The sequence below is a fragment of the Amycolatopsis jejuensis genome, assembly GCF_000717335.1.
Classification (GTDB): domain Bacteria; phylum Actinomycetota; class Actinomycetes; order Mycobacteriales; family Pseudonocardiaceae; genus Amycolatopsis; species Amycolatopsis jejuensis.
In genome coordinates this window covers 75,745-96,575 of record NZ_JNYZ01000003.1, presented here as the reverse complement: position 1 = coordinate 96,575, position 20,831 = coordinate 75,745, and the positions used below count along the sequence as shown (strand labels likewise).

The window sequence follows — 20,831 nt, the reverse complement described above, 5'->3', positions numbered from 1 at the left end:
CGAGCCGGGCGGCTACTCTGGGCGGCGTCACCGCAGGCACGACCCACCAAGGAGCAGAGCGTGGCTCTCATCGAGCAGGTAGGCGCGCGCGAGATCCTCGATTCGCGCGGCAACCCGACCGTCGAGGTGGAGGTGGCTCTCGACGACGGAACCCTGGCGCGGGCGGCCGTCCCGTCCGGGGCGTCCACCGGCGAACACGAGGCCGTCGAGCTGCGCGACGGGGACACCGGCCGGTACAACGGCAAGGGCGTGGAGCGCGCGGTGGCCGCGGTGCTCGACGAGATCGGCCCCGACCTGGTCGGCGTCGACGCGGTGGACCAGCGGATCGTCGACCAGAAACTGGTGGACCTCGACGGCACGCCTGCCAAGTCGCGGCTCGGCGCGAACGCCATCCTCGGCGTCTCGCTCGCCGTCGCGAAGGCCGCCGCGGAGTCGGCCGAGCTGGAGCTTTTCCGTTACCTCGGCGGGCCGAACGCGCACGTGCTTCCGGTGCCGATGCTCAACATCCTCAACGGTGGCGCGCACGCCGACACCGACGTGGACATCCAGGAGTTCATGATCGCGCCGATCGGCGCCGAGTCGTTCCGCGAGTCGCTGCGCTGGGGCACCGAGGTGTACCACGCGCTGAAGGCGGTGCTGAAGGGCCGCGGCCTGTCCACCGGCCTCGGCGACGAGGGCGGTTTCGCGCCGAGCCTCGGCAACAACCGCGAGGCGCTCGACCTGATCCTGGCCGCGATCGAGAAGGCCGGGTACGCACCGGGCCGTGACATCGCGCTGGCGCTGGACGTGGCCGCCACCGAGTTCTTCTCCGACGGCGCGTACACCTTCGAGGGTTCGAAGCGCAGCGCGGAGCAGATGTCCGCGTACTACGCCGAACTGCTGCGCGACTATCCGCTCGTCTCGATCGAGGACCCGCTGAGCGAGGACGACTGGGACGGCTGGGTGCAGCTGACCGCCGAGGTCGGCGACAAGGTCCAGCTCGTCGGCGACGACCTCTTCGTCACCAACCCGGACCGGCTCGAGGAAGGCATCACCCGCCGCGCGGCGAACGCGCTGCTGGTGAAGGTCAACCAGATCGGCACGCTGTCGGAGACGCTGGACGCGGTGTCGCTGGCCACGTCGTACGGGTACAAGTCGATGATGAGCCACCGGTCAGGCGAGACCGAGGACACGTTCATCGCGGACCTGGCGGTCGCCACCGGCGTCGGCCAGATCAAGACGGGCGCCCCGGCGCGCGGCGAGCGGATCGCGAAGTACAACCAGCTCCTGCGCATCGAGGAAACCCTCGCCGACGCCGCGCGCTATGCCGGCGACCTGGCCTTCCCGCGGTTCAGCGCGGAGGCCTGACGGGCACATGGCCGACCGGGGGAGGGCGCGCAGCCGCCGCGGCGGCCGGGCCGACGGGGGCGGGTCCACGAGGGCCCGCCGTCCCGCTTCGGCCCGGCGCCGCACGGGCGCGGCCACGACGGAAACCACCAGGTCCCGGCTGCGCCGCGGGCTGGCGGCGAAGCGTGCCTCCGGTGCGGCCAAGGTGCTCGGCATGTCGACCACGCGGCGGGCCGCGGTGGTCGCGATCGTGGTGTGCGCGCTGGCGTTCACCGTGGCGGTGCCGTTGCGCACCTATCTCTCCCAGCGGTCGGAAGTGCGGGAGCAGGAAGCGCAGCGCGCCCAGCTCCAGCAGGAGGTCGCCCAGCTGCGCGACCGGAAGAACCAGCTGAGCGACCCGGCCCAGATCGAGGCGGAAGCCCGGCGGCGGCTGCGGTACGTGAAGCCCGGCGAGGCGCCGTACATGGTCCAGCTGCCGGAGGACAAGCCCGGCGCGGCGGCGGCGCAGCCCGGTCCGCAGGAGGTTCCGCAGGGGTCCTGGTACGACAACCTGTGGGCGCAGGTTTCCGGCGGCTGAGGGCTCATTAGCCTGGACCCCGTGAACGAGACTCCCCGCTTCGAACCCGTCACCGACGTCGACCGGGAGGTCATCGCGCAGCAGCTCGGACGGCCGCCGAGGGCGCTGCGGGCGGTGGCCGCGCGATGCCCCGGCGGGCATCCGTCGGTGGTCCAGACCAGTCCGCGGCTGGAGAACGGGACGCCGTTCCCCACGCTGTACTACCTGACCTGCCCGCGGCTCACGTCGATGGTGGGCACGCTCGAGGCGTCCGGCGTGATGAAGGAGATGACCGACCGGCTCACCACCGACCCGGAGCTCGCCGCGACGTACCAGCGCACCCATGAGACGTACCTGGCCGAACGGGACGCGATCGAATCGCTGGGCACGCAGGTGACCGCTGGCGGGATGCCGGGCCGGGTCAAATGCCTGCACGTCCACCTGGCGCACACGCTCGCCGTGGGGCCGGGCATCAACCCGTTCGGGGACGAGACGCTGGCCTGGGTCCGTGAACAAGGCTGGCCGACGGGGGACTGCGCCCGGCACTCGTAGCCCCGAAGTCCGTGAAGGGAACCATCACGGAATCTGATTCCCTGATGGTTCCCTTCACGGACCCCGTAAAGTCGGCTTCATGACTCGGGTAGCTGCCATCGACTGTGGGACCAACTCCATCCGCCTGCTGGTCGCCGAGGTGACCCCGCGGCACGATGGTTCCGCCGACCTCCGGGACCTCCACCGCGAGATGCGGATCGTGCGGCTCGGGCAGGGCGTGGACGCCACCGGGCGGCTCGCGCCCGAAGCGCTCGAGCGCACCCGCGTCGCGTTGGCGGACTACACGGTTGCCGCGCGGCGTAAGGGAGTCGAGAAGGTGCGCATGGTCGCCACCTCGGCCACCCGGGACGCCAGCAACCGCGACGAGTTCTTCGCCATGACCCGCGAGACGCTCGGTACCGAGGCCGAGGTCATCAGCGGTGACGAGGAAGCCAGGCTTTCCTTCACCGGCGCCGTCGGGGAGCAGGACGCCGAGGACGGGCCGTTCGTGGTCGTCGACGTCGGCGGGGGGTCCACCGAACTCGTGCTCGGGACGTGGAATGGGCGGGAAGCCGAGGTGCTCGCGGCGAAATCCGTCGACATCGGGTGTGTCCGGATCACCGAGCGGGCGCTCAAGGGGGACCCGCCGACCGGTGCCGAGGTCAGCGCCGCCAGGGAGCTCGCGCGCGGGATTCTCGCCGAGGCGTTCGACGTCGTCGACGTCGCCAAGGCGCAGACCTGGATCGGGGTCGCCGGGACGGTGACCACGTTGTCAGCGGTTTCGCAGGAATTGCCTGAATACGACTCCGAACGCACGCATCTTTCGAAGCTTTCGCACCCCGAAATCGACCGGCTCGCCACCACTCTGCTCAGTGCCGACCGGGCCACGCGTGCGGCGAATCCGGTGATCCATCCTGGCCGCGTCGACGTGATCGGGGGTGGCGCGGTGATCATCCAGGTGCTTGCCGAGGAGTTCGCGCGGCGGGGTGGTCCGGACCAGCTGGTGGTCAGCGAACACGACATCCTCGACGGAATCGCGTTGTCGCTCGTCTGAGCAAGGTAGATCCCGTACCAAGATCACCGTAAGTCATCAAGACCTGAAGGTTGTGGGCTGACCGGGTGACGGTTCGTGTCGTCATTCATTTGCAACCCGGCGAATCCGTTACGAAGCACCGATCACGATAGCCTCCGTCTCGCTATGCGGAACGCGAGAAACGGAGGGGATATGCGGGGTTCATCCAGGCTCTTGGGGGCGGCCGCGGTGGTGACAACCTTGTCACTGCTCCTGGCAGGCTGTGGCGGAGGCGGGACGGGCAGCGGCTCGGCGGGTGAGGTCGACCCGAACGGGACGTTCACGGTGTACGGCACCGAGCCGCAGAACACGCTGATCCCCACGAACACCAACGAACTGGGCGGCACCAAGGCCGTCGACCCGATGTTCGCGGAGCTCATCGCTTTCAAGGGCGAGAACGCCGAGCCGTACAACATGATGGCCGACTCGATCACCACGACCGACTCCAAGGTCTACGACATCAAGATCAAGCAGGGCTGGAAGTTCCACGACGGCACCGAAGTCAAGGCCAAGAACTTCGTGGATGCCTGGAACTACGGCGCCTACACCCCGAACGGGCAGATCAACAGCACGTTCTTCGAGAACATCCAGGGCTACTCCGACGTCCACCCGAGCGACGAGAACGCCAAGCCGGCCACGGACAAGATGTCCGGCCTCGTGGTGAAGAACGACTACGAGTTCCAGGTCACGCTCAACGCGCCGTTCTCCGTCTTCGGCATCAAGATCGGGTACACCGCCTTCGCGCCGCTGCCGGACGCGTTCTTCAAGGACCCCAAGGCGTTCGCGCAGCACCCGATCGGCAACGGCCCGATGAAGTTCGTGAGCCGCACGCCGAACGCCGACATCAAGCTGACCCGCAACGACGACTACCAGGGCCCGGACAAGGTCAAGTTCAAGGATCTGGACGTCAAGATCTACGCCAGCCAGGAAACCGCGTACCAGGACCTGCTGAGCAACAAGCTCGACTTCATCGAGACGCTTCCGCCCTCGGCGCTCGCCGGCGGCAAGTACAAGGCTGACCTCAAGGACAACCTGGTCACCGGCCATCTGCTCGGCATCAGCACGATCGCCATCCCGTACTACGTGCCCGGGTACAACAACCTCGACCTGCGCAAGGCGATCTCGCTGGCCATCGACCGCCCGCAGATCACCAAAACGGTCATGAACGACACGTACGTGCCCGCTGACGGCTATATCTCCCAAGGCATTCCGGGTTACCGGCCGGGCGTGTGCCAGTTCTGCAAGTTCGACCCGGAGCAGGCGAAGGCGCTCTTCCAGAAGTCCGGGTTCAAGGGCAAGCTCACCATTGCCTCGAACGCCGACGGCGGCCGCAAGGAACCGCTGGTCGCCGCGTGCAACAGCATCAAGAACGTGCTCGGCGTCGAATGCGATTTCGTGCCCGCGACCGACTTCGGCCAGTGGCGCAGCATCGTGACCGGGCACAAGCTCACCGGCATGGGCCGTTCGGACTGGTCCGCGGACTACCCGTCGATCGAGGACTTCCTCAACCCGATCTACCGCACCGGGGCGTCGTCGAACGACTCGGTGTACTCGAACCCGAAGGTCGACCAGACGCTGGCCCAAGCCGACGCGACGGCCGACAAGGACGCCGCGATGAAGCTGTACCAGCAGGCCGAGGACCAGATCGCGCAGGACCTGCCCTCGATTCCGGTGTGGGACGAGAAGGGGGTCGCGGCGAAGTCGAAGCACGCCAAGACCGTGGTGCTCGACTTCCGCCGGCGCGCCGACTACTCGTCGGTCGAGGTCACCAAGAAGTGACGCGCTGAACCATCCGCTCCCACCACCTGGCTCGTGAGTGGCCTGACCTGCCACTCACGAGCCCGGCGCGCACTTCGAGGAACCACGCATGATTCGCTACGTTCTGCGCCGCCTGCTCCAGCTGATCCCGGTGTTCTTCGGCACCACTTTCCTGATCTACGCGCTGGTGTGGGCCGTGCCCGGGGACCCGTTCTCCGGCAAATGCGGTCAGACGGCCTGTCCGCAGGCCTACATCGACCTGATGACCGAGAAGTTCCACCTGAACGACAATCTGTTCGTCCAGTACTTCAAATACCTCGGCAGCCTTTTCACCGGCGACTGGGGCGAAACGTTCAACGGCAATGCGGTCGGCGAGCTCATCGCCAACTCCTACCCGATCACCCTGCGCCTTGCGCTCGTCGCCGTGCTCATCGAGGCCGTGATCGGCCTGTCCGCCGGAGTGCTGACCGGCTTGCGCGGCAAGGGTTTCCTCGACAACCTGGTACTGGTCTCGACCACGTTCCTGATCTCGCTGCCGGTGTTCGTCACCGCGATCGTGCTGCAGATCGTGCTGGGTACGGAGCTCGGTATCATCGACACCAGCGTCTCGGACAATCCCGGGTTCGGGGAATTGATCGTGCCCGGGATCGCCTTGGGCAGCCTTTCCATGGCGTACGTCGCGCGGCTCACGAGAACGTCGATTGCGGAGAACCGGCACGCCGACTACATCCGCACCGCGATCGCGAAAGGCCAGCCGAACAGCCGCGTGATCGGCATCCATTTGCTGCGCAATTCGGTGATTCCGGTGCTCACGTTCCTGGGCACCGACCTCGGCGCGCTCATGGGCGGGGCGATCGTGACCGAGGGCGTGTTCAACATCAACGGTCTCGGCGGGCTCATTTTCCGCGGCATCCAGAACCGGGAAAGCGCGACCGTCGTCGGCGTCGTCGTGCTGCTCGTGCTGGTGTACCTGCTGATGAGCCTGATTGTGGACCTGCTCTACGCCGTTCTCGACCCGAGGATCCGTTATGACTGACCCGAATCTCGTCGGTGGCGGGGGAGTCGACGCGGCGGAACTGTCGCGTATCGATGATTCGGCCACCGCCCCCAAGAAGCCCCGGAGCCTGTGGGGCGATGCGTGGCGCCAGCTGCGCCGTAAACCGGCGTTCATGATTTCCGCGGTGATCATCCTGCTGATCGTCATCATCGCCATTGCGCCAGGCCTGTTTTCGCATCGCCCGGCCGGATACAGCGATCTGACGCACGCCAACGAAGGCCCGTCCGCGGATGCCTGGTTCGGGTACGACAACCAGGGTTACGACGTATACGCCCGCACCATCTACGGCGCACGGGCCTCGCTGCTGGTCGGAGTGTTCGCGACGATCCTGACTGTCCTTTTCGGATCACTCGTCGGGATTGTCGCGGGCTACTATGGACGGTTGATCGACAGCCTGCTCTCCCGGCTCGGTGACATCTTCGCCGGTCTGCCGTTCGTGCTCGGTGCGATCGTCATCCTCACGACGTTCAACGCGCCCGGCTCCAACCCCGGGCAGGTCACCATCATCGTGCAGGTGGTCTGTTCCATTGCGGTGCTGACCTGGCCGGTGGCCATGCGCATCATGCGGTCCGCGACCTTGGTGGCCAAGCAATTGGACTACGTGAAGGCGGCCCGCGCGCTCGGCGCCAGCACCCCGCGGATCGTGTTCCGGCACCTGCTGCCCAACACTCTCGCGCCGGTGCTCGTGTACGCCACGATCGCGCTGGGCGCGGCCATCGGCGCCGAGGCAACGCTTGCGTACCTCGGCATCGGCGTGCGGCCGCCGGTGGTGTCGTGGGGCGTCATGATCAGCGATGCCCGCGACTACTTCCGCGCCGACCCGCACATGCTCCTGTTCCCCGGTGCGTTCGTCACCGTCACCGTGCTCGCGTTCGTGATGCTCGGTGACGGGATCCGCGACGCGCTCGACCCGAAGTCGAGGTAGCGAGTGTCCACAGTAGATGACGAGCTGCTGCTCGAGGTCGAAGACCTGCACGTGGAGTTCCGTACCTCCGACGGCGTGGCCAACGTGCTCAACGGCGTCGGCTATTCCGTGCACGCCGGGGAAACCCTTGCGGTACTTGGCGAATCGGGCTCCGGCAAGAGCGTCACCGCGCAGACCATCATGGGCATTCTCGACACGCCACCGGGAGTGATCACCGGCGGGTCGATCCGGTACCGCGGCGAGGATCTGCTCACCGCGAGTGCGGACCGGCGCCGGGAAGTCCGCGGCGCGGAAATCGCGATGATCTTCCAGGACGCGCTTTCCGCGCTGAACCCGGTGTTCACCATCGGGTTCCAGATCGAGGAACAGTTGCGGGTCCGGCAAGGACTGTCCAAAAAGGAAGCCCGGACCAGGGCGGTCGAACTGCTCGACCTGGTCCGTATTCCGGCCGCGGCGCGGCGGATCAAGGACTATCCGCACCAGTTCTCCGGCGGGATGCGGCAGCGCGCGATGATCGCCATGTCGCTCGCCCTCGACCCGGACCTGCTGATCGCGGACGAGCCCACGACCGCGCTGGACGTCACCGTGCAGGCGCAGATCATGGACCTGCTCGCGGAAATCCAGCGGGAACGGCGGATGGGGCTCATTCTCATCACGCACGACCTCGGGGTGGTCGCCGAGGTGGCCGACCGCATCGCGGTGATGTACGCCGGGCGGATCGTGGAACAGGCCGACGTGCGGGAACTGTTCAGCTCGCCCGGGCATCCGTACACGGCGGCGTTGATGGATTCCCTGCCGCGGCTGGACCTCAAAGGACAGACGCTGGAAACGATCAAGGGCCTGCCGCCGAGCCTGCTCGACATTCCGGCAGGCTGCCCGTTCCACCCGCGGTGCAAACGGGCCGAACAACGGTGCCGTGACGAGCGGCCGTCCTTGCACGCGCTCGGGTTCGGCCGGGTCAGTGCGTGTCATTTCGCCGAGGAGGTGGTGGAAAGCCGTGGGTGAGCCGATTCTCAGTGTGCACGACCTGGTGAAGCACTTCCCGGTGCGCCAGGGCGTGCTGTTCAAGCGCACGATCGGACAGGTGAAAGCCGTCGACGGGGTGTCGTTCGACCTGCAGCCGGGCGAAACCCTCGGCGTGGTCGGCGAATCCGGATGCGGCAAGTCGACCCTCGCGCAGGTGCTGATGCGCCTGGAGGAACCGACCAGCGGGTCCGCGACCTTCGAGGGGCGCGATTTGTTCAAGCTACGCGGCGCGGAATTGCGGCGGATGCGCCGCGAGATCCAGATCGTGCTGCAGGATCCGTACACATCGCTGAATCCGCGAATGACCGTCGGTGACATCGTCGGAGAGCCATTCGAGATCCACACCGATGTTGCGCCCAAGGGTTCGCGGGCACAGAAGGTGCAGGAACTGCTGGAGGTGGTCGGGCTCAATCCCGAGCACGTCAACCGTTATCCGCATCAGTTCTCCGGTGGACAGCGGCAGCGTATCGGCATTGCGCGGGCGCTTGCTTTGCGGCCCAAGGTGATCATCTGCGACGAGCCGGTGTCCGCTTTGGACGTTTCCATCCAGGCACAGGTGATGAACCTGCTCGGCGAGCTGCAGGGTGAGTTCGGACTGTCCTATGTGTTCATTGCGCACGACCTGTCGGTGGTGCGGCACCTGTCCAGCCGGGTCGCGGTGATGTACCTCGGCAAGATCGTCGAAATCGGGACCGAGGACGAGATCTACGAACGACCGTCCCATCCCTACACTCAGGCGCTACTGTCCGCGGTGCCGGTGGCCGACCCGGCGGTGCGCGGGCAGCGGCAGGTGATCCGGCTGGAGGGCGACGTGCCGAGCCCGATCGACCCGCCGTCGGGCTGCCGGTTCCGTACGCGCTGCTGGAAGGCCGCCGACGTGTGCGCCACCGACATCCCGGCGCTCGAACCGCGGACCGACGGGCATCTCTCGGCCTGCCACTTCGCGGAGACCCGGTCGGTGGTCCCCTGACTTTAGTCGGGTTCCTCCGCATTGAGGATTGCCGCACCGGGTGCCCGCTATGTACGTTGCAGTGTCGGTTTTCGTGAGGAGGACTCGTGAAAAGACCAAGACTGCTCGCCGCGGCACTGGCGGTACCCCTGTTCGGTGCGGTGTCGGCCGTCGCGCTTCCGGCGGCGTCGGCCCAACCGGCCGGACCCGTCACGGAGTTCAGCGTTCTGGCCCGGGATGGACAGAGCGTCGCGGCAGCTCAACAGGCGGTACGCGATGCCGGAGGAACGGTCGTCTCGACCAATGATGCGGTCGGCCTGATCACGGCCACCGCACCCGCAACCGGGTTCACCGAACGTGTTTCGGCGAACCGGGCGGTGTTCGGCGCGGCCAAGGCGAAGGCGATCGGCTCCGCGCCGCGGGGCGGTAAGAAAGTGAAGCCGGACGCGGTCGAAAAGGAAGGCCGCGCGGGTGGTAACCAGGCCGGGACCACCGCGAAAAAGCCGGTCGGCACCGATCCCCTCGACGACCAGCTCTGGGGTCTCAAATCCACCCGGTCCGACCTCGCGCGCACCAAGCAGCCGGGCGACAAACGGGTGAAGGTCGGCATCATCGACACCGGCGTCGACGGCAGTCATCCGGATATCGCGCCGAACTTCGACAAGGCCGATTCCCGGAACTTCACCAAGGACATCGTCGCGGACGTCAACGGCACGGTGGTCGACGGCCCGTGTGAATTCCGCGGCTGTGTCGACCCGGTGGACCACGACGACAACGGCCACGGTACGCACGTCGCGGGTACCATCGGCGCGGCGGCCAACGGATTCGGCGTATCCGGGGTGGCCCCGAATGTGACGCTGGTGAACGTCCGCGCCGGACAGGATTCCGGATTCTTCTTCCTGCAGCCGACGGTCGACGCGCTCACCTATTCCGGCGACGCCGGCATCGACGTGGTCAACATGAGCTTCTACGTGGACCCGTGGCTGTACAACTGCCGCGCCAATGCGGCGGATTCCCCGGCGGAACAGGCCGAGCAGCGCACGATCATCGAAGCCACCACGCGAGCCATGAATTACGCGCACCGCAAGGGCGTCACCATGGTGGTCGCGCTCGGCAACCAGCACGACGAAATGGCTGCCCCGCACGACGACATCACGAGCCCGGACTACCCGAGCAATGCCACGCATCCGCGGCCGATCGAAAACTCGTCGTGCTTCTCGCTGCCGGTGGAAGGCCCGCACACGATCGGTGTCGGCTCTTTCGGTCCGTCACAGGCGAAGGCGGACTATTCGAACTACGGTACCGAGCAGATCTCCGTTTCCGCGCCGGGCGGCTATTTCCGCGACGGCTTCGGCACTCCGTGGTACCGGACGGTGCAGAACGAGATCCTGTCGGCGTATCCGCGCAATGTCGGGGTGGCCGAAGGAAACATCGACGCGAGCGGCAATGTGACTCCGGACGGTCTTGCGGCCGGCGTCCAAAAGGCGACGGCGAGTGACGGCCGGGTCGGCTATTACCAGTGGCTGCAAGGCACTTCGATGGCCACTCCGCACGCCGCCGGGGTGTCTGCGCTGATCGTTTCCCAGTACGGCAAGAAGACCGGGCATTCGATCTCCATGGACCCGGATGCGGTGCAACGCGTGCTCGAAGGCACGGCTTCACCGATTGCCTGTCCGGTGCCGCGAACGGTCGAGTACAAGAATGTCGGCCGGGACGATTCCTTCACCGCAACCTGTTTGGGCGACCCGTCGTTCAACGGGTTCTACGGACACGGCGCGGTGGACGCCTACGCCGCCGTAACGCGTGGGGCACCTTTCCTGCGCGGCTGACGCCACGGGTGTTCCGGCCGGTATCCCGCCGGCCGGAACACCCATCGGTCAGCGGTTGGACGCGTCCTTCACGAACTTCCCCAGATCCTTCGACTGCTGCACCCGAGACTCTTCGTGCACGTACATCATGTGCCCGGCCGGGTAGTACGCCGTGTCGATGTTCTCCCGCAGTTCCTCGGGGATCTGCAGCTGCGCGAGCACATGCTCCGACGCGTAATACGCCGTCGCTCCGTCGTAGTGCCCGAAGGCGACGTGCACCTGCAGGTGCGGGTTCGCCCGCATCGCCGAGCTCAGCGTGTCCACAACGGACACCGAACGGCCCTCGAACTCCTTGTACGACCAGGCTTTGAACACCTCGCCGGAGATGATCTCGTACGGCAGGTCGTTCTCGTACCCGAGTTCGGCCCGCACGTAGTGGTTGAACCCGGCCGAATAGGCGCCGATGATCCGCGACACCGCCGGGTCGTCGCTCATCTGCTCGCGGCCACCGTCGGGCTCCCACGTGGTGAAGCGGCCGTCCATCCGGCCGACGGTGAGCCCGCGGTCGCGCAGGAGTTCGGTGAAGAACCGGACGTGCTCGATCCGCAGGTTCACCCGGTCCACATAGGACTCGCTGAGCCCGGTGAGCGAAGCGAGCGTCTGCACCGCCTCGGTACGGTCCTCAGTGGACAGCCGGGCACCGCGGGAAAGCGCCCACGGCAGGTCTTTCCCGGCGAAGTCCTCGGCGTCGGCGAGCACGTCGTCGAGCGGCCGGTCGCCGTGCAGGCCGTGGTAATGCGCGATCGCCGCGTACGTGGGCACGAAGAGCGAGTACGGCAGGTCGTTGCCCTCGTGGAAACGCAGCGTGCCCATGTCCAAAACGGACGAGATGAGCATCAACCCGTTGAGATACAAGCCATAGCGTTCCTGCAGGTGCCCGGCGAGCGCGGCGGCCCGCAGCGTGCCGTACGACTCCCCGGCAAGGAACTTCGGTGACAGCCAGCGCTCGTTGCGCGAAACCCACAGCCGGATGATCTCCGCGACCGATTCGACGTCGCTCTGGAACCCGCTGTACTCCTGGATTTCGCCACCCTCGGTGACCCGCGAATAGCCGGTGCTGACCGGGTCGATGAACACCAGATCGCTGTGCACGAGAAGGCTTTCCGGGTTGTCCTCGAGCCCGTACGGCGGCGGCACCAGGTCGTCGACGTCGCCGGACAGCACCCGCCGCGGCCCGAGCAGGCCGAGGTGCAGCCAGATGCTGGACGAGCCGGGCCCGCCGTTGAACGCGAACGTGACCGGCCGGCTACCCGGGTCGGCGTCGTCGAGCGTGTAGGCGGTCAGGAAGACCTCGGCCTTGGCCTGGTGCCCCTCGGCCTTGCCGTCCTTCTTGACCTCCTGGCGCAGCACGATCCGCCCGGTCTGGGCGGTGTAGGCGAGCTTGCGCCGCTTGACGGTGAGCGTGTGCTGCGTGGTCACGAGGTCGTCGACGGGGTCGGGTGCCTTCGTCTCCGTGGTCTTTGTCTCCGTGGTCTTTTCGGCGGAGTCCTCCGCGGTGGTGTCGGCCATGTGCCCAACCTAGCTCGCGGGCTAGGTTGGGACACATGCCCTCGTTCGCGGAACTCGACGCAGCCCTGGTCGGATGCCGCGCGTGCCCCCGCCTCGTGTCCTGGCGCGAGGGTGTCGCAGGGACGAAAGCGGCGTTCGCGCACGAGCAGTACTGGGCGCGTCCGGTACCCGGGTTCGGCGCGGAGGACGCGGCACTCGCCGTGGTCGGCCTCGCGCCGTCCGCGCACGGCGCCAACCGCACCGGCCGGATGTTCACCGGCGACCCGTCGGGTGACTTCCTGTTCCGCGTACTGCACGAGGTCGGCCTTGCGTCGCAGCCGGAGTCGGCGGACATCGGCGACGGCCTGACCCTGCGCGGCACCCGGCTCGTCTCGCCGGTCCGCTGCGCGCCGCCGGACAACCGGCCGACCCCCACCGAACGCGACACCTGCCGGCACTGGCTCGCCGACGAGCTCGACCTGCTTCGCCCGACACTGCGGTCGATCGTCGTGCTCGGCGCGTTCGGTTGGCAAGCCTTGCTGCCGGTGCTGTCGGCGGCGGGCTGGCCGGTGCCGAAACCGCGCCCGCCGTTCGCCCACGGCACCCGGATGTGGCTGGGCGACCTGTCGGTGTTCGGCTGCTATCACGTATCCCCGCGCAACGTCCAGACCGGCCGTGTGACACACCCCATGGTGGTGGCCGCGTTCACTGCCGCCGCGTCCGCCGCGGGGCTCATCTGAATCGTGTCTTCCTGCGTGGCGACGCTGGTCACAGCGGGGCGGGGTACCCGAGCGCAGCCGGTTCGGAGGTGCGACTATAGGTACATGGCTGCAGCGAAGTCGGAACCGACTCGGATCCTGGTCCTCGGTGGTGGGTACGTCGGCCTGTACACGGCGTACGGCCTTCAGAAGATGCTGCGCGCCAACGAGGCCTCCGTGACCGTCGTTGACCCGCAGCCGCACATGACCTACGCCCCGTTCCTTCCCGAAGCGGCGGCCGGCGCGATCGAGCCGCGGCACGTGGTCGTGCCGCTGCGCCGCGTGCTCAAGCGGTGCCACGTGCTCACCGCGCGCGTCACGAAGATCGAGAACGAGCGCAAGGCCGTCACGGTCGAAGCGGCCGACGGCCACATCGAGACGCTGAACTACGACGTGCTCGTGGTCGCGCTCGGCGCCGTCGCGCGGATCCTGCCGATCCCCGGCCTGGCCGAGGAAGGCATCGCCTTCAAGACCATCGGCGAGGCGATCTACCTCCGCAACCACATCATGACCAAGCTCGACGAGGCGTCCAGCACCCTCGACCCCGAACTGCGCAAGCGGCTGCTCACGTTCACCGTGGTCGGCGGCGGCTTCGCGGGCATCGAGGCGCTCGCCGAGCTCGAGGACATGACCCGTTTCGCGGTCGAGAACTACTACCCGAACATCTCGACCGAGGACATCCGCTGGGTGCTCGTCGAGGCGGCCGGGCGGATCCTGCCCGAGGTCCGCGAGACGCTCGGCGTGTACACCGTGCAGCAGCTGGAGAAGCGCGGCATCGAGGTGTACCTGTCGACGGCGGCGAAATCGTTCGAAAACGGGCACGTCGTGCTGTCGGACGGCACGGAGTTCGACACCGACACGATCATCTGGACCGCGGGCGTCAAGGCCAACCCGGTGCTCGCCGGGTCGGACCTGCCGCTCGACAAGCGCGGCCGCGTCGAGGCGACCGCGGCGATGCAGGTCGTCGGCCACCCGGAGGTCTGGACCGCGGGTGACAACGCGGCGATCCCGGACCTGTCGCGCACCGAGTCCGACCCCACGGCCACGTGCCCGCCGAACGCCCAGCACGCGGTCCGGCAGGCGCGGCTGCTGTCGAAGAACATCATCAAGGTCCTCCGCGGCGGCCAGCCGAAGGACTATTACCACAAGAACCTGGGCGCGGTCGCGAGCTTGGGCCTGCACAAGGGTGTCGCGGACGCGCTGAACCTGAAGATCAAGGGCTTCCCGGCGTGGCTCTTCCACCGCGCATACCACCTCAAGGCAATGCCGACGTGGAACCGCCGCATCCGCATCCTGTTCGACTGGATGCTGGGCGGATTGTTCCGCCGTGAGGTGATTTCGCTGGGGCAGATCAACAACCCGAAGGCGGAGTTCAACCGGGTTACGAAGAGCTGACCCGTTTTTCCGTAAAGCCGGATCATCCTTGGTGGGGTGGTCCGGCTTTTTCGTGTCTTGGGGCCGGTGCTTCTGTGAACCGGTGTACGCGGCTTGTGCTCGGCTTCGTGGGTTAGGCCAACCGCGCTAAGAGCGCGTGCCTGGCGGACTGTGCTCGGCGGCCCGCGCACCGCTCTGGCCCGCTCCCGCCCGTCGGCCTGCGCAGCCCTTCAGTCCACCCCACCTCGTTCCCGCCCGGCAGCCAGCGAACCGTGCCTTATGCGCGGCACCCCACCGCCGCCCGCCCGGCGCCCCCGCGAACCCGCCCCGACCAGGGCAAACCGCGCTCGCCACCCATCCCCAATCCCGCCCTCTCCCACCCCTGCCAAGCCCCGTCGGAGTACCCGCGCCCACCCGATGTCCGGGTTGTCCGTGTCTTGACGGCCAGGTTTTCGTATGTTCTCATTCATCAGACAAAGTACGAACTTGCTGCCACGGTCACCCCGCGGAAGCCGCGCGGGTCTCGAATTCCTGCGTGCTGCTCAGTCCCGTCCCTTCCGGAAACCGGTCACCGCTCCACCCGGAGGAACACGTCACCCCCTTCCCCGTTGCACTTTTCTGTTCGGAGGACCCTGGATGCGGAAACAGCTCAGCGTTGCGGCTGCCGCCACTCTCCTGACCATCACGACCGCGTGCGGTGGCGGAGGAGGTGCTCCGAGCGGTGCGGCCGCGGCCAAACAGGCGGCGGACGTGGCGTGTGCGCCCGTCGACGAGGCGGCGATCGACAAGAACGCCACGTTCACCTGGATGTACAGCGTCGCCAACACGAGTTTCGACCCGGACAAGATCACCACCAGCAACAGCTGGATGTACCTGTACCCGGTGTACGACACGCTCACCCGCATCGACGCCGCCGGTGATCCGCAGGCGATGCTCGCCAAGAAGTGGGAGATCGGTGACGGCGGGAAAAGCCTTACGCTGCACTTGATCGACAACTGGAAGTACCACGACGGCACGCCGTTCGACGCCGCGTCGGTCAAGGCGAACCTCGACCGGCATCGCGCCGCGAAGAGCTTCAACCAGCAGCCGCTGAGTGATATCAGCGGAATCGACGTCGTCGACCCGGCCACCGTGCGGATCACCACCAAGACCGGTGCCGCGCCGCTCATCGGGATTCTCGCCAGTTCGGCCGGGATGATGATGAGCCCCAAGGTGTTCGACGATCCCGGGCAGGCGCGGATGCCGACCGGTGGGTCGGGTGCCTTCAAGGTCACCGCGTACGAGCCGAACACCAAGGTCGAATACACGCCGGTACCCGGTTATTGGGACCCGAAGGCGGTCCACGTCGCGAAGATGGATTTCTTGATCTCCAGCAACGACAATGCGCGGCTCAACGCCACGATCACCGGCCAGTCCGATTCCACGTTCCTCCGTTCGAGCATGTACCAGCCGGCCAAGGACGCCGGGCTTGCCGTGTGCCAGAAAGCGAGCCTGGCGAGTTTCACGATCGCCTTGAACGTGAAGCGGGGGCCGTTCGCGAAAAAGGAAGTGCGGGAGGCGCTGAATTACGCCATCAACCGCAGTGCGGTGAATGATTTGCAGAGCGGGTTCTGCGAACCGGGCGTGCAGATGTTCCCGTCGTCCTATTACGCCGCCGACCCGAAGCTCACCGCCGACGCGTATCCCTACGACCCGGCGAAAGCGCGGGAACTGCTCAAGGCCGCCGGTCTGCCCGACGGGTTCAGCTTCGAGCTGCAGACCGACAACCTCGAGTCGTACCAGCGGGTTGCCGAGCTCATCCAGGCCAACCTCCAGGAGGTCGGCATCAAGATGACCATCCGCCCGGTCGAGCTGCCGAAACTGATCGAGGGATTCTCGGTCACGAAGTCGGTGGACGCGATCATGGTGCAGCAAAAGGCAGATGCCGACCCGAGCATTCAGGTCGCGTCGTATCTGCTGCCGGATGGATTCAGCAATCCGGGCGGGTACTCGAATCCGAAGATCACCGAACTCGATGCCAAGGCGCGCGGCGCGGAAAGCCGCGACAGCCGCGCCGAGATCTACCAGCAGCTCTTCCGTGCGGCTCATGACGACGCGGCCGCGCCCATTACCTTGTGCCACCTCAACACGCCCTTGGCCATGAACAAGAAAGTGATGGGCATGGAGGTGTACGTCGACGGGTCGCGCCAGTTCCGCGGTATCGCGATCAGGAAGTGACCCGGCAGTGCGGGAGCCTGGCCAGCCAGGCTCCCGCACGAGAATGAACGGAGGTTCGGCGTGCTGCGGTTGCTGTGCGTCCGGCTACTGGCGATGGTGCCGCTCCTGCTCATCGTCAGCTTCCTGATCTACAGTCTCATCGCGTTGGTGCCCGGCGGCCCGGAGGTCGCGCTCGCCGGAAGCAATCCGACGCCGGAGAAAATCCACGCCATCCGCGTGGAGCTCGGACTGGACAAGCCGTTTCTCGTCCAGTACTGGAACTGGCTCACCGGCGCACTGCACGGTGACCTCGGACATTCCTTTGTGGACGGCCAAAGTGTCTGGTCGGCGGTGGTCGAGGGATTCCCGGTCACGCTTTCGCTGGTGCTGCTCACCCTCGTGGTCGCCGCGGTGCTCGGGCTCACCCTCGGGCTCGCCGCCGGTCTGCACCCGGGTACCTGGGTCGACCGGCTGTCCACGGTCACGGCGAGTGCGCTGATGTCGCTGCCGTACTTCTGGGTCGGCATGATGCTGGTGCTCATTTTCGCCATTCAGCTACGGGTGTTTCCCGCCGTCGGTTACGTGCCGTTTTCCGAAAGCCCGGCCGGTTGGCTGTGGCACCTGATCCTCCCGGCGATCTCGCTCGCGATCGTGCCTGCGGCGGTGGTCGCCCGGCAGACGCGGGCGTCGGTGACGGCGGTGATGCAGGAGGACTACATCCGCACTGCCTGGGCGAAAGGCCTGTATCCCCGGCGAGTCGTGGTGAAGCACGTGCTCAAGAATGCGGCGGTACCGGTGGTCACCGCATTCGGGGTGGAGGCCAACCGGTTGATCGGGGCCACCGTGGTGATCGAGCAGCTGTTCGCGGTGCCGGGCGTCGGAAAACTGGCCTACTTCTCCGTGTTCTCGCGAGATTTCCCGATGGTACAAGGAATTCTGCTGATCACCGCGGTCCTGATCATGTTGATCAACCTGGCGGTCGACGTGTCGTACCGCTACTTCAACCCGAAGGTCACAGTGTCATGACTGGAACGGTCACGGAAGAACAAGACAGCCCACCGGTTCCCCGTGCGCGGGCGCTGCTCCGCCGTTTCCTCGGCAACAAATCGGCCGTGATCGGCGCGGTGCTGCTGCTGGTGATTCTCGTGGTGACAATGGCGTCCCCGTGGCTGGCGCCATACGGTCCCGCGCAGATCGACATCGCCAATCGCGTTTCCGGGCCCACCCCGCAGCATTGGCTCGGCACCGACATGCTCGGCCGCGACACGTTGAGCCGCCTCATGCACGGCGGCCGGGTTTCGCTTGCCGCGGCGGCTCTTGCCGTTGCCATCGCGACCGGAATCGGTCTCCCGCTCGGTTTGCTCGGCGGCTATTTCGGCGGTGCGGTGGATTGGGTACTGGACCGCGCGGCCGACATCTTGATGTCCTTTCCCGCGATCGTGCTCACCATTGCGATCATCGCGGCCACCGGGCCCGGCCTCATCACCGCAATGGTGTCGCTCGGAATCGTGTACGCGCCGCGGATGTATCGCGTGGTGCGGGGCAGCGCAATGGGTGTCCGGCGCGAGGTGTACATCGAAGCGTCCACGAGTATCGGCACGCCGCATCTCACCATTCTGCGTAAACGAGTGCTGCCGAACATCCTGCCGACGGTGCTGATCCAGCTGTCGTTCCTGCTGGCGTCCGCCTTGCTGGCCGAGGTCACGGTGAGCCTGCTGGGTCTCGGCGCGCTTCCGCCGACGGCAAGCTGGGGCAGCATGCTCGGGCAGGCTTTCCAGGACATGCGCACGAATCCGGCGCTCGCCGTGTATCCCGGGATCGCGATTGCCATTGCCACGCTGTGTTTCAACCTCGTGGGCGACGGCCTGCGTGACGCATTCGGCCGCGAAACGAGGAAGGCGTCATGACCGAGGAACTACTCCGGATCGACGATCTGCACGTGGACTTCCTGACCGATCGCGGCTGGACGACTGTCGTGAATGGAGTGTCGTTCGACGTCGGGCCGGGCGAAATCGTCGGCCTGGTCGGGGAATCCGGTTCGGGCAAGAGCGTCACCAGCCTTTCGGTACTGCGGTTGCTGCCGGAGTCGTACACGCGAACGCCGGAAGGACACGTCTGGTATCAAGGCCGTGACCTGGTCGGCCTGCCGCCACGGGAGTTGCGCGACATCCGCGGCAACGAGATCTCGATGATCTTCCAGGAACCGATGACCAGCCTGAACCCGGCGTTCACGATCGGCGACCAGATTGCCGAGGTCTACCGGCGGCACAAGGGCGGTTCGCGCCGGGCGGCTTTTGCCAGGGCGGCGGAAATGCTCGACCTCGTCGGGGTCCCGGATGCGGGAAACCGGGTCAAGGACTATCCGCACGAATTCTCCGGCGGAATGCGGCAACGGGCCATGATCGCGATGGCGCTGGCGTGCGAACCACGGTTGCTGATTGCCGACGAACCCGCGACCGCACTCGATGTGACGGTGCAGGCACAGATTGTTGCCTTGCTGGCCCGGCTGCGGGACGAAACGGGCTGCGGAATCCTGTTCATCACGCACGATCTCGGGCTCGTCGTCGAACTCGCCGACCGGGTGGTGGTGATGTATGCGGGGGAGGTGGTCGAGACCGCGGCGGCGCTGGATTTGTACAACGTGCCGAAACACCCGTACACGGCGGGATTGCTGAATGCGATGCCGCAGCTGGGGGTGCGCGGCAAGGAACTGCCGGTGATTCCCGGGCGGACGCCGGAGCCGTGGCGGATGCCGGAGGGGTGCCGGTTCGGGCCGCGCTGCGGGTACGCCAGCGACAAATGCGTGGCCAGCGCGCCGTCCCTCCGGATCATCGAAGACGGCCGCAGCAGCCGCTGTTGCCGAACCGAGGAGCTGCGGTTGGTGGTGTCCCCATGAGTGTCACGAAGTCCAGCGCCGAGCTGCTCCCGGCCGGTACGCCGGAGCCAGGGCCGCTCGTCGACGTCCACGGGCTCAGCGTGGTGTTCCGCAAGAAGAGCCCGCTCAAGCCGGCGCGGCAGGTGCGCGCGGTCAGCGACGTCTCGTTCCACATCGACCGCGGTGAGACGTTCGGACTGGTCGGCGAATCCGGATCGGGGAAGTCGACCACCGGCCGCGCGCTGCTCAAGCTGGTGCCGGCCGCGAGCGGGTCGGTTTCGGTGGCCGGGCACGACGTCACCCGCCTGCGCGGGGCGGGCCTGCGCAAAGCCCGGCGGAGCATGCAGATGGTGTTCCAGGACCCGTATTCGTCGCTCGACCCGTCGTCCACAGTGGCCGCCAGCCTCGCGGAACCGCTGATGGTGCACGAGAAACTGTCGGCGAAAGCCGCGCGCAGCCGGGTCGACGAGCTCATCGAACTGGTCGGTCTCCGCACGAGCTATGGCGATCGGTATCCGTACGAATTCTCCGGCGGACAGCGGCAGCGGCTGGCCATTGCCCGGGCCATCGCCCTGAACCCGCGGTTCATCGTGTGTGACGAGGCAGTGTCCGCTTTGGACGTGTCCACGCAGAACCAGGTGATCAACTTGCTGGAGCGGCTGCGGGCGGAATTCGGGCTGACGTATTTGTTCATTGCGCACGACCTGGCCATCGTCCGGCACATCTCGCATCGGGTCGCGGTGATGTACCTCGGCCGGATCGTGGAAACCGGACCGGTGGAGCGGGTCTATTCGGCGCCCGCGCATCCGTATACGCAGGCGTTGCTGTCGGCGATTCCGGATCCGCGGCGGAAAACGGAGCGGATCGTGCTCGAGGGCGATTTGCCGGATCCGGCGAACCCGCCGGTGGGGTGTCCGTTCCAGACGCGGTGCCGGTTTGTCATGGACGTGTGCCGTCAGCGCATGCCCGAGCACACTGAGGTACCGGGTGGTGGGGAGGTCGCGTGTCATCTGCAGACTGTGAGTGCCGCTCCAGGGCACGTTTTGCCTGGTGAGGTATGACCTGTAGCACC

18 protein-coding genes are annotated in these 20,831 nt (G+C 66.8%); 17 read left to right on the top strand and 1 reads right to left on the bottom strand.

Going from position 1 to position 20,831, the window contains the following annotated elements; genetic code table 11:
• Positions 1-60 precede the first annotated feature (60 nt).
• The 10 genes from eno (at position 61) to OO71_RS03375 (ending at position 11,029) form a co-directional block, all read left to right on the top strand.
• Positions 61-1,347 (top strand): phosphopyruvate hydratase, encoded by a 1,287-nt coding sequence (gene eno, locus OO71_RS03420; RefSeq protein WP_033288125.1) that lies wholly within the window; start codon positions 61-63, stop codon positions 1,345-1,347.
• A gap of 193 nt (positions 1,348-1,540) precedes the next feature.
• A complete protein-coding gene (locus OO71_RS03415; RefSeq protein ID WP_084144705.1) occupies positions 1,541-1,903 on the top strand; it encodes an FtsB family cell division protein in 363 nt (120 codons plus the stop codon).
• Between the two features lie 21 nt (positions 1,904-1,924).
• Positions 1,925-2,434: a DUF501 domain-containing protein gene (locus OO71_RS03410; protein WP_033288123.1), complete on the top strand. Its 510-nt coding sequence runs from the start codon at positions 1,925-1,927 to the stop codon at positions 2,432-2,434.
• Between the two features lie 79 nt (positions 2,435-2,513).
• Positions 2,514-3,467 (top strand): Ppx/GppA phosphatase family protein, encoded by a 954-nt coding sequence (locus OO71_RS03405; protein WP_033288122.1) that lies wholly within the window; start codon positions 2,514-2,516, stop codon positions 3,465-3,467.
• A 171-nt stretch (positions 3,468-3,638) separates the two neighbouring features.
• A complete protein-coding gene (locus tag OO71_RS03400; protein WP_033288121.1) occupies positions 3,639-5,264 on the top strand; it encodes a peptide ABC transporter substrate-binding protein in 1,626 nt (541 codons plus the stop codon).
• Positions 5,265-5,352: 88 nt separating this feature from the next.
• Positions 5,353-6,279, top strand: coding sequence for an ABC transporter permease (locus OO71_RS03395; protein ID WP_033288120.1), 927 nt, complete (start codon positions 5,353-5,355; stop codon positions 6,277-6,279).
• Positions 6,272-7,225, top strand: coding sequence for an ABC transporter permease (locus OO71_RS03390; RefSeq protein WP_033288119.1), 954 nt, complete (start codon positions 6,272-6,274; stop codon positions 7,223-7,225). Before OO71_RS03395 ends, OO71_RS03390 begins: the two co-directional genes overlap by 8 nt.
• Positions 7,226-7,228: 3 nt before the next feature.
• Positions 7,229-8,230, top strand: coding sequence for an ABC transporter ATP-binding protein (locus OO71_RS03385; protein ID WP_033288118.1), 1,002 nt, complete (start codon positions 7,229-7,231; stop codon positions 8,228-8,230).
• On the top strand, positions 8,223-9,221 hold the full coding sequence (locus OO71_RS03380) for an ABC transporter ATP-binding protein (RefSeq protein ID WP_033288117.1): 999 nt from the start codon (positions 8,223-8,225) through the stop codon (positions 9,219-9,221). Before OO71_RS03385 ends, OO71_RS03380 begins: the two co-directional genes overlap by 8 nt.
• A gap of 86 nt (positions 9,222-9,307) precedes the next feature.
• Entirely contained in the window at positions 9,308-11,029 is a 1,722-nt protein-coding gene (locus tag OO71_RS03375; RefSeq protein WP_156096141.1) for a S8 family serine peptidase, read from the top strand.
• Positions 11,030-11,077: 48 nt separating this feature from the next.
• Here the strand turns inward: OO71_RS03375 and OO71_RS03370 are convergent, their stop codons facing one another.
• The gene (locus tag OO71_RS03370; protein WP_033288116.1) at positions 11,078-12,577 is read right to left on the bottom strand and encodes a S10 family peptidase; all 1,500 of its coding nucleotides are present in this window, start codon (positions 12,575-12,577) and stop codon (positions 11,078-11,080) included.
• Between the two features lie 35 nt (positions 12,578-12,612).
• On the opposite strand from OO71_RS03370, the gene OO71_RS03365 reads away from it, so the two are divergent.
• The 7 genes from OO71_RS03365 (at position 12,613) to OO71_RS03335 (ending at position 20,820) form a co-directional block, all read left to right on the top strand.
• Positions 12,613-13,296, top strand: coding sequence for a uracil-DNA glycosylase (locus OO71_RS03365; RefSeq protein ID WP_033288115.1), 684 nt, complete (start codon positions 12,613-12,615; stop codon positions 13,294-13,296).
• An 84-nt stretch (positions 13,297-13,380) separates the two neighbouring features.
• A complete protein-coding gene (locus OO71_RS03360) occupies positions 13,381-14,709 on the top strand; it encodes an NAD(P)/FAD-dependent oxidoreductase (protein WP_033288114.1) in 1,329 nt (442 codons plus the stop codon).
• Positions 14,710-15,324: 615 nt separating this feature from the next.
• A complete protein-coding gene (locus tag OO71_RS03355; RefSeq protein ID WP_033288113.1) occupies positions 15,325-16,905 on the top strand; it encodes an ABC transporter substrate-binding protein in 1,581 nt (526 codons plus the stop codon).
• Between the two features lie 60 nt (positions 16,906-16,965).
• Positions 16,966-17,910: an ABC transporter permease gene (locus tag OO71_RS03350; RefSeq protein WP_033288112.1), complete on the top strand. Its 945-nt coding sequence runs from the start codon at positions 16,966-16,968 to the stop codon at positions 17,908-17,910.
• Positions 17,907-18,791, top strand: coding sequence for an ABC transporter permease (locus OO71_RS03345; RefSeq protein WP_033288111.1), 885 nt, complete (start codon positions 17,907-17,909; stop codon positions 18,789-18,791). Before OO71_RS03350 ends, OO71_RS03345 begins: the two co-directional genes overlap by 4 nt.
• Positions 18,788-19,780, top strand: coding sequence for an ABC transporter ATP-binding protein (locus OO71_RS03340; protein WP_033288110.1), 993 nt, complete (start codon positions 18,788-18,790; stop codon positions 19,778-19,780). Before OO71_RS03345 ends, OO71_RS03340 begins: the two co-directional genes overlap by 4 nt.
• A complete protein-coding gene (locus tag OO71_RS03335) occupies positions 19,777-20,820 on the top strand; it encodes an ABC transporter ATP-binding protein (RefSeq protein ID WP_051790968.1) in 1,044 nt (347 codons plus the stop codon). Before OO71_RS03340 ends, OO71_RS03335 begins: the two co-directional genes overlap by 4 nt.
• The last annotated feature ends 11 nt before the right edge of the window (positions 20,821-20,831 follow it).

Bases quoted from the DNA above. Each gene is read 5' to 3' on its own strand.
- OO71_RS03400 (WP_033288121.1), top strand. From the start codon at position 3,639: ATGCGGGGTTCATCCAGGCTCTTGGGGGCGGCCGCGGTGGTGACAACC.
- OO71_RS03365 (WP_033288115.1), top strand. From the start codon at position 12,613: ATGCCCTCGTTCGCGGAACTCGACGCAGCCCTGGTCGGATGCCGCGCG.
- OO71_RS03360 (WP_033288114.1), top strand. From the start codon at position 13,381: ATGGCTGCAGCGAAGTCGGAACCGACTCGGATCCTGGTCCTCGGTGGT.
- OO71_RS03415 (WP_084144705.1), top strand. From the start codon at position 1,541: ATGTCGACCACGCGGCGGGCCGCGGTGGTCGCGATCGTGGTGTGCGCG.
- OO71_RS03395 (WP_033288120.1), top strand. From the start codon at position 5,353: ATGATTCGCTACGTTCTGCGCCGCCTGCTCCAGCTGATCCCGGTGTTC.
- OO71_RS03345 (WP_033288111.1), top strand. From the start codon at position 17,907: ATGACTGGAACGGTCACGGAAGAACAAGACAGCCCACCGGTTCCCCGT.
- OO71_RS03370 (WP_033288116.1), bottom strand. From the start codon at position 12,577: ATGGCCGACACCACCGCGGAGGACTCCGCCGAAAAGACCACGGAGACA.
- OO71_RS03340 (WP_033288110.1), top strand. From the start codon at position 18,788: ATGACCGAGGAACTACTCCGGATCGACGATCTGCACGTGGACTTCCTG.
- OO71_RS03390 (WP_033288119.1), top strand. From the start codon at position 6,272: ATGACTGACCCGAATCTCGTCGGTGGCGGGGGAGTCGACGCGGCGGAA.
- OO71_RS03405 (WP_033288122.1), top strand. From the start codon at position 2,514: ATGACTCGGGTAGCTGCCATCGACTGTGGGACCAACTCCATCCGCCTG.
- OO71_RS03335 (WP_051790968.1), top strand. From the start codon at position 19,777: ATGAGTGTCACGAAGTCCAGCGCCGAGCTGCTCCCGGCCGGTACGCCG.
- OO71_RS03355 (WP_033288113.1), top strand. From the start codon at position 15,325: ATGCGGAAACAGCTCAGCGTTGCGGCTGCCGCCACTCTCCTGACCATC.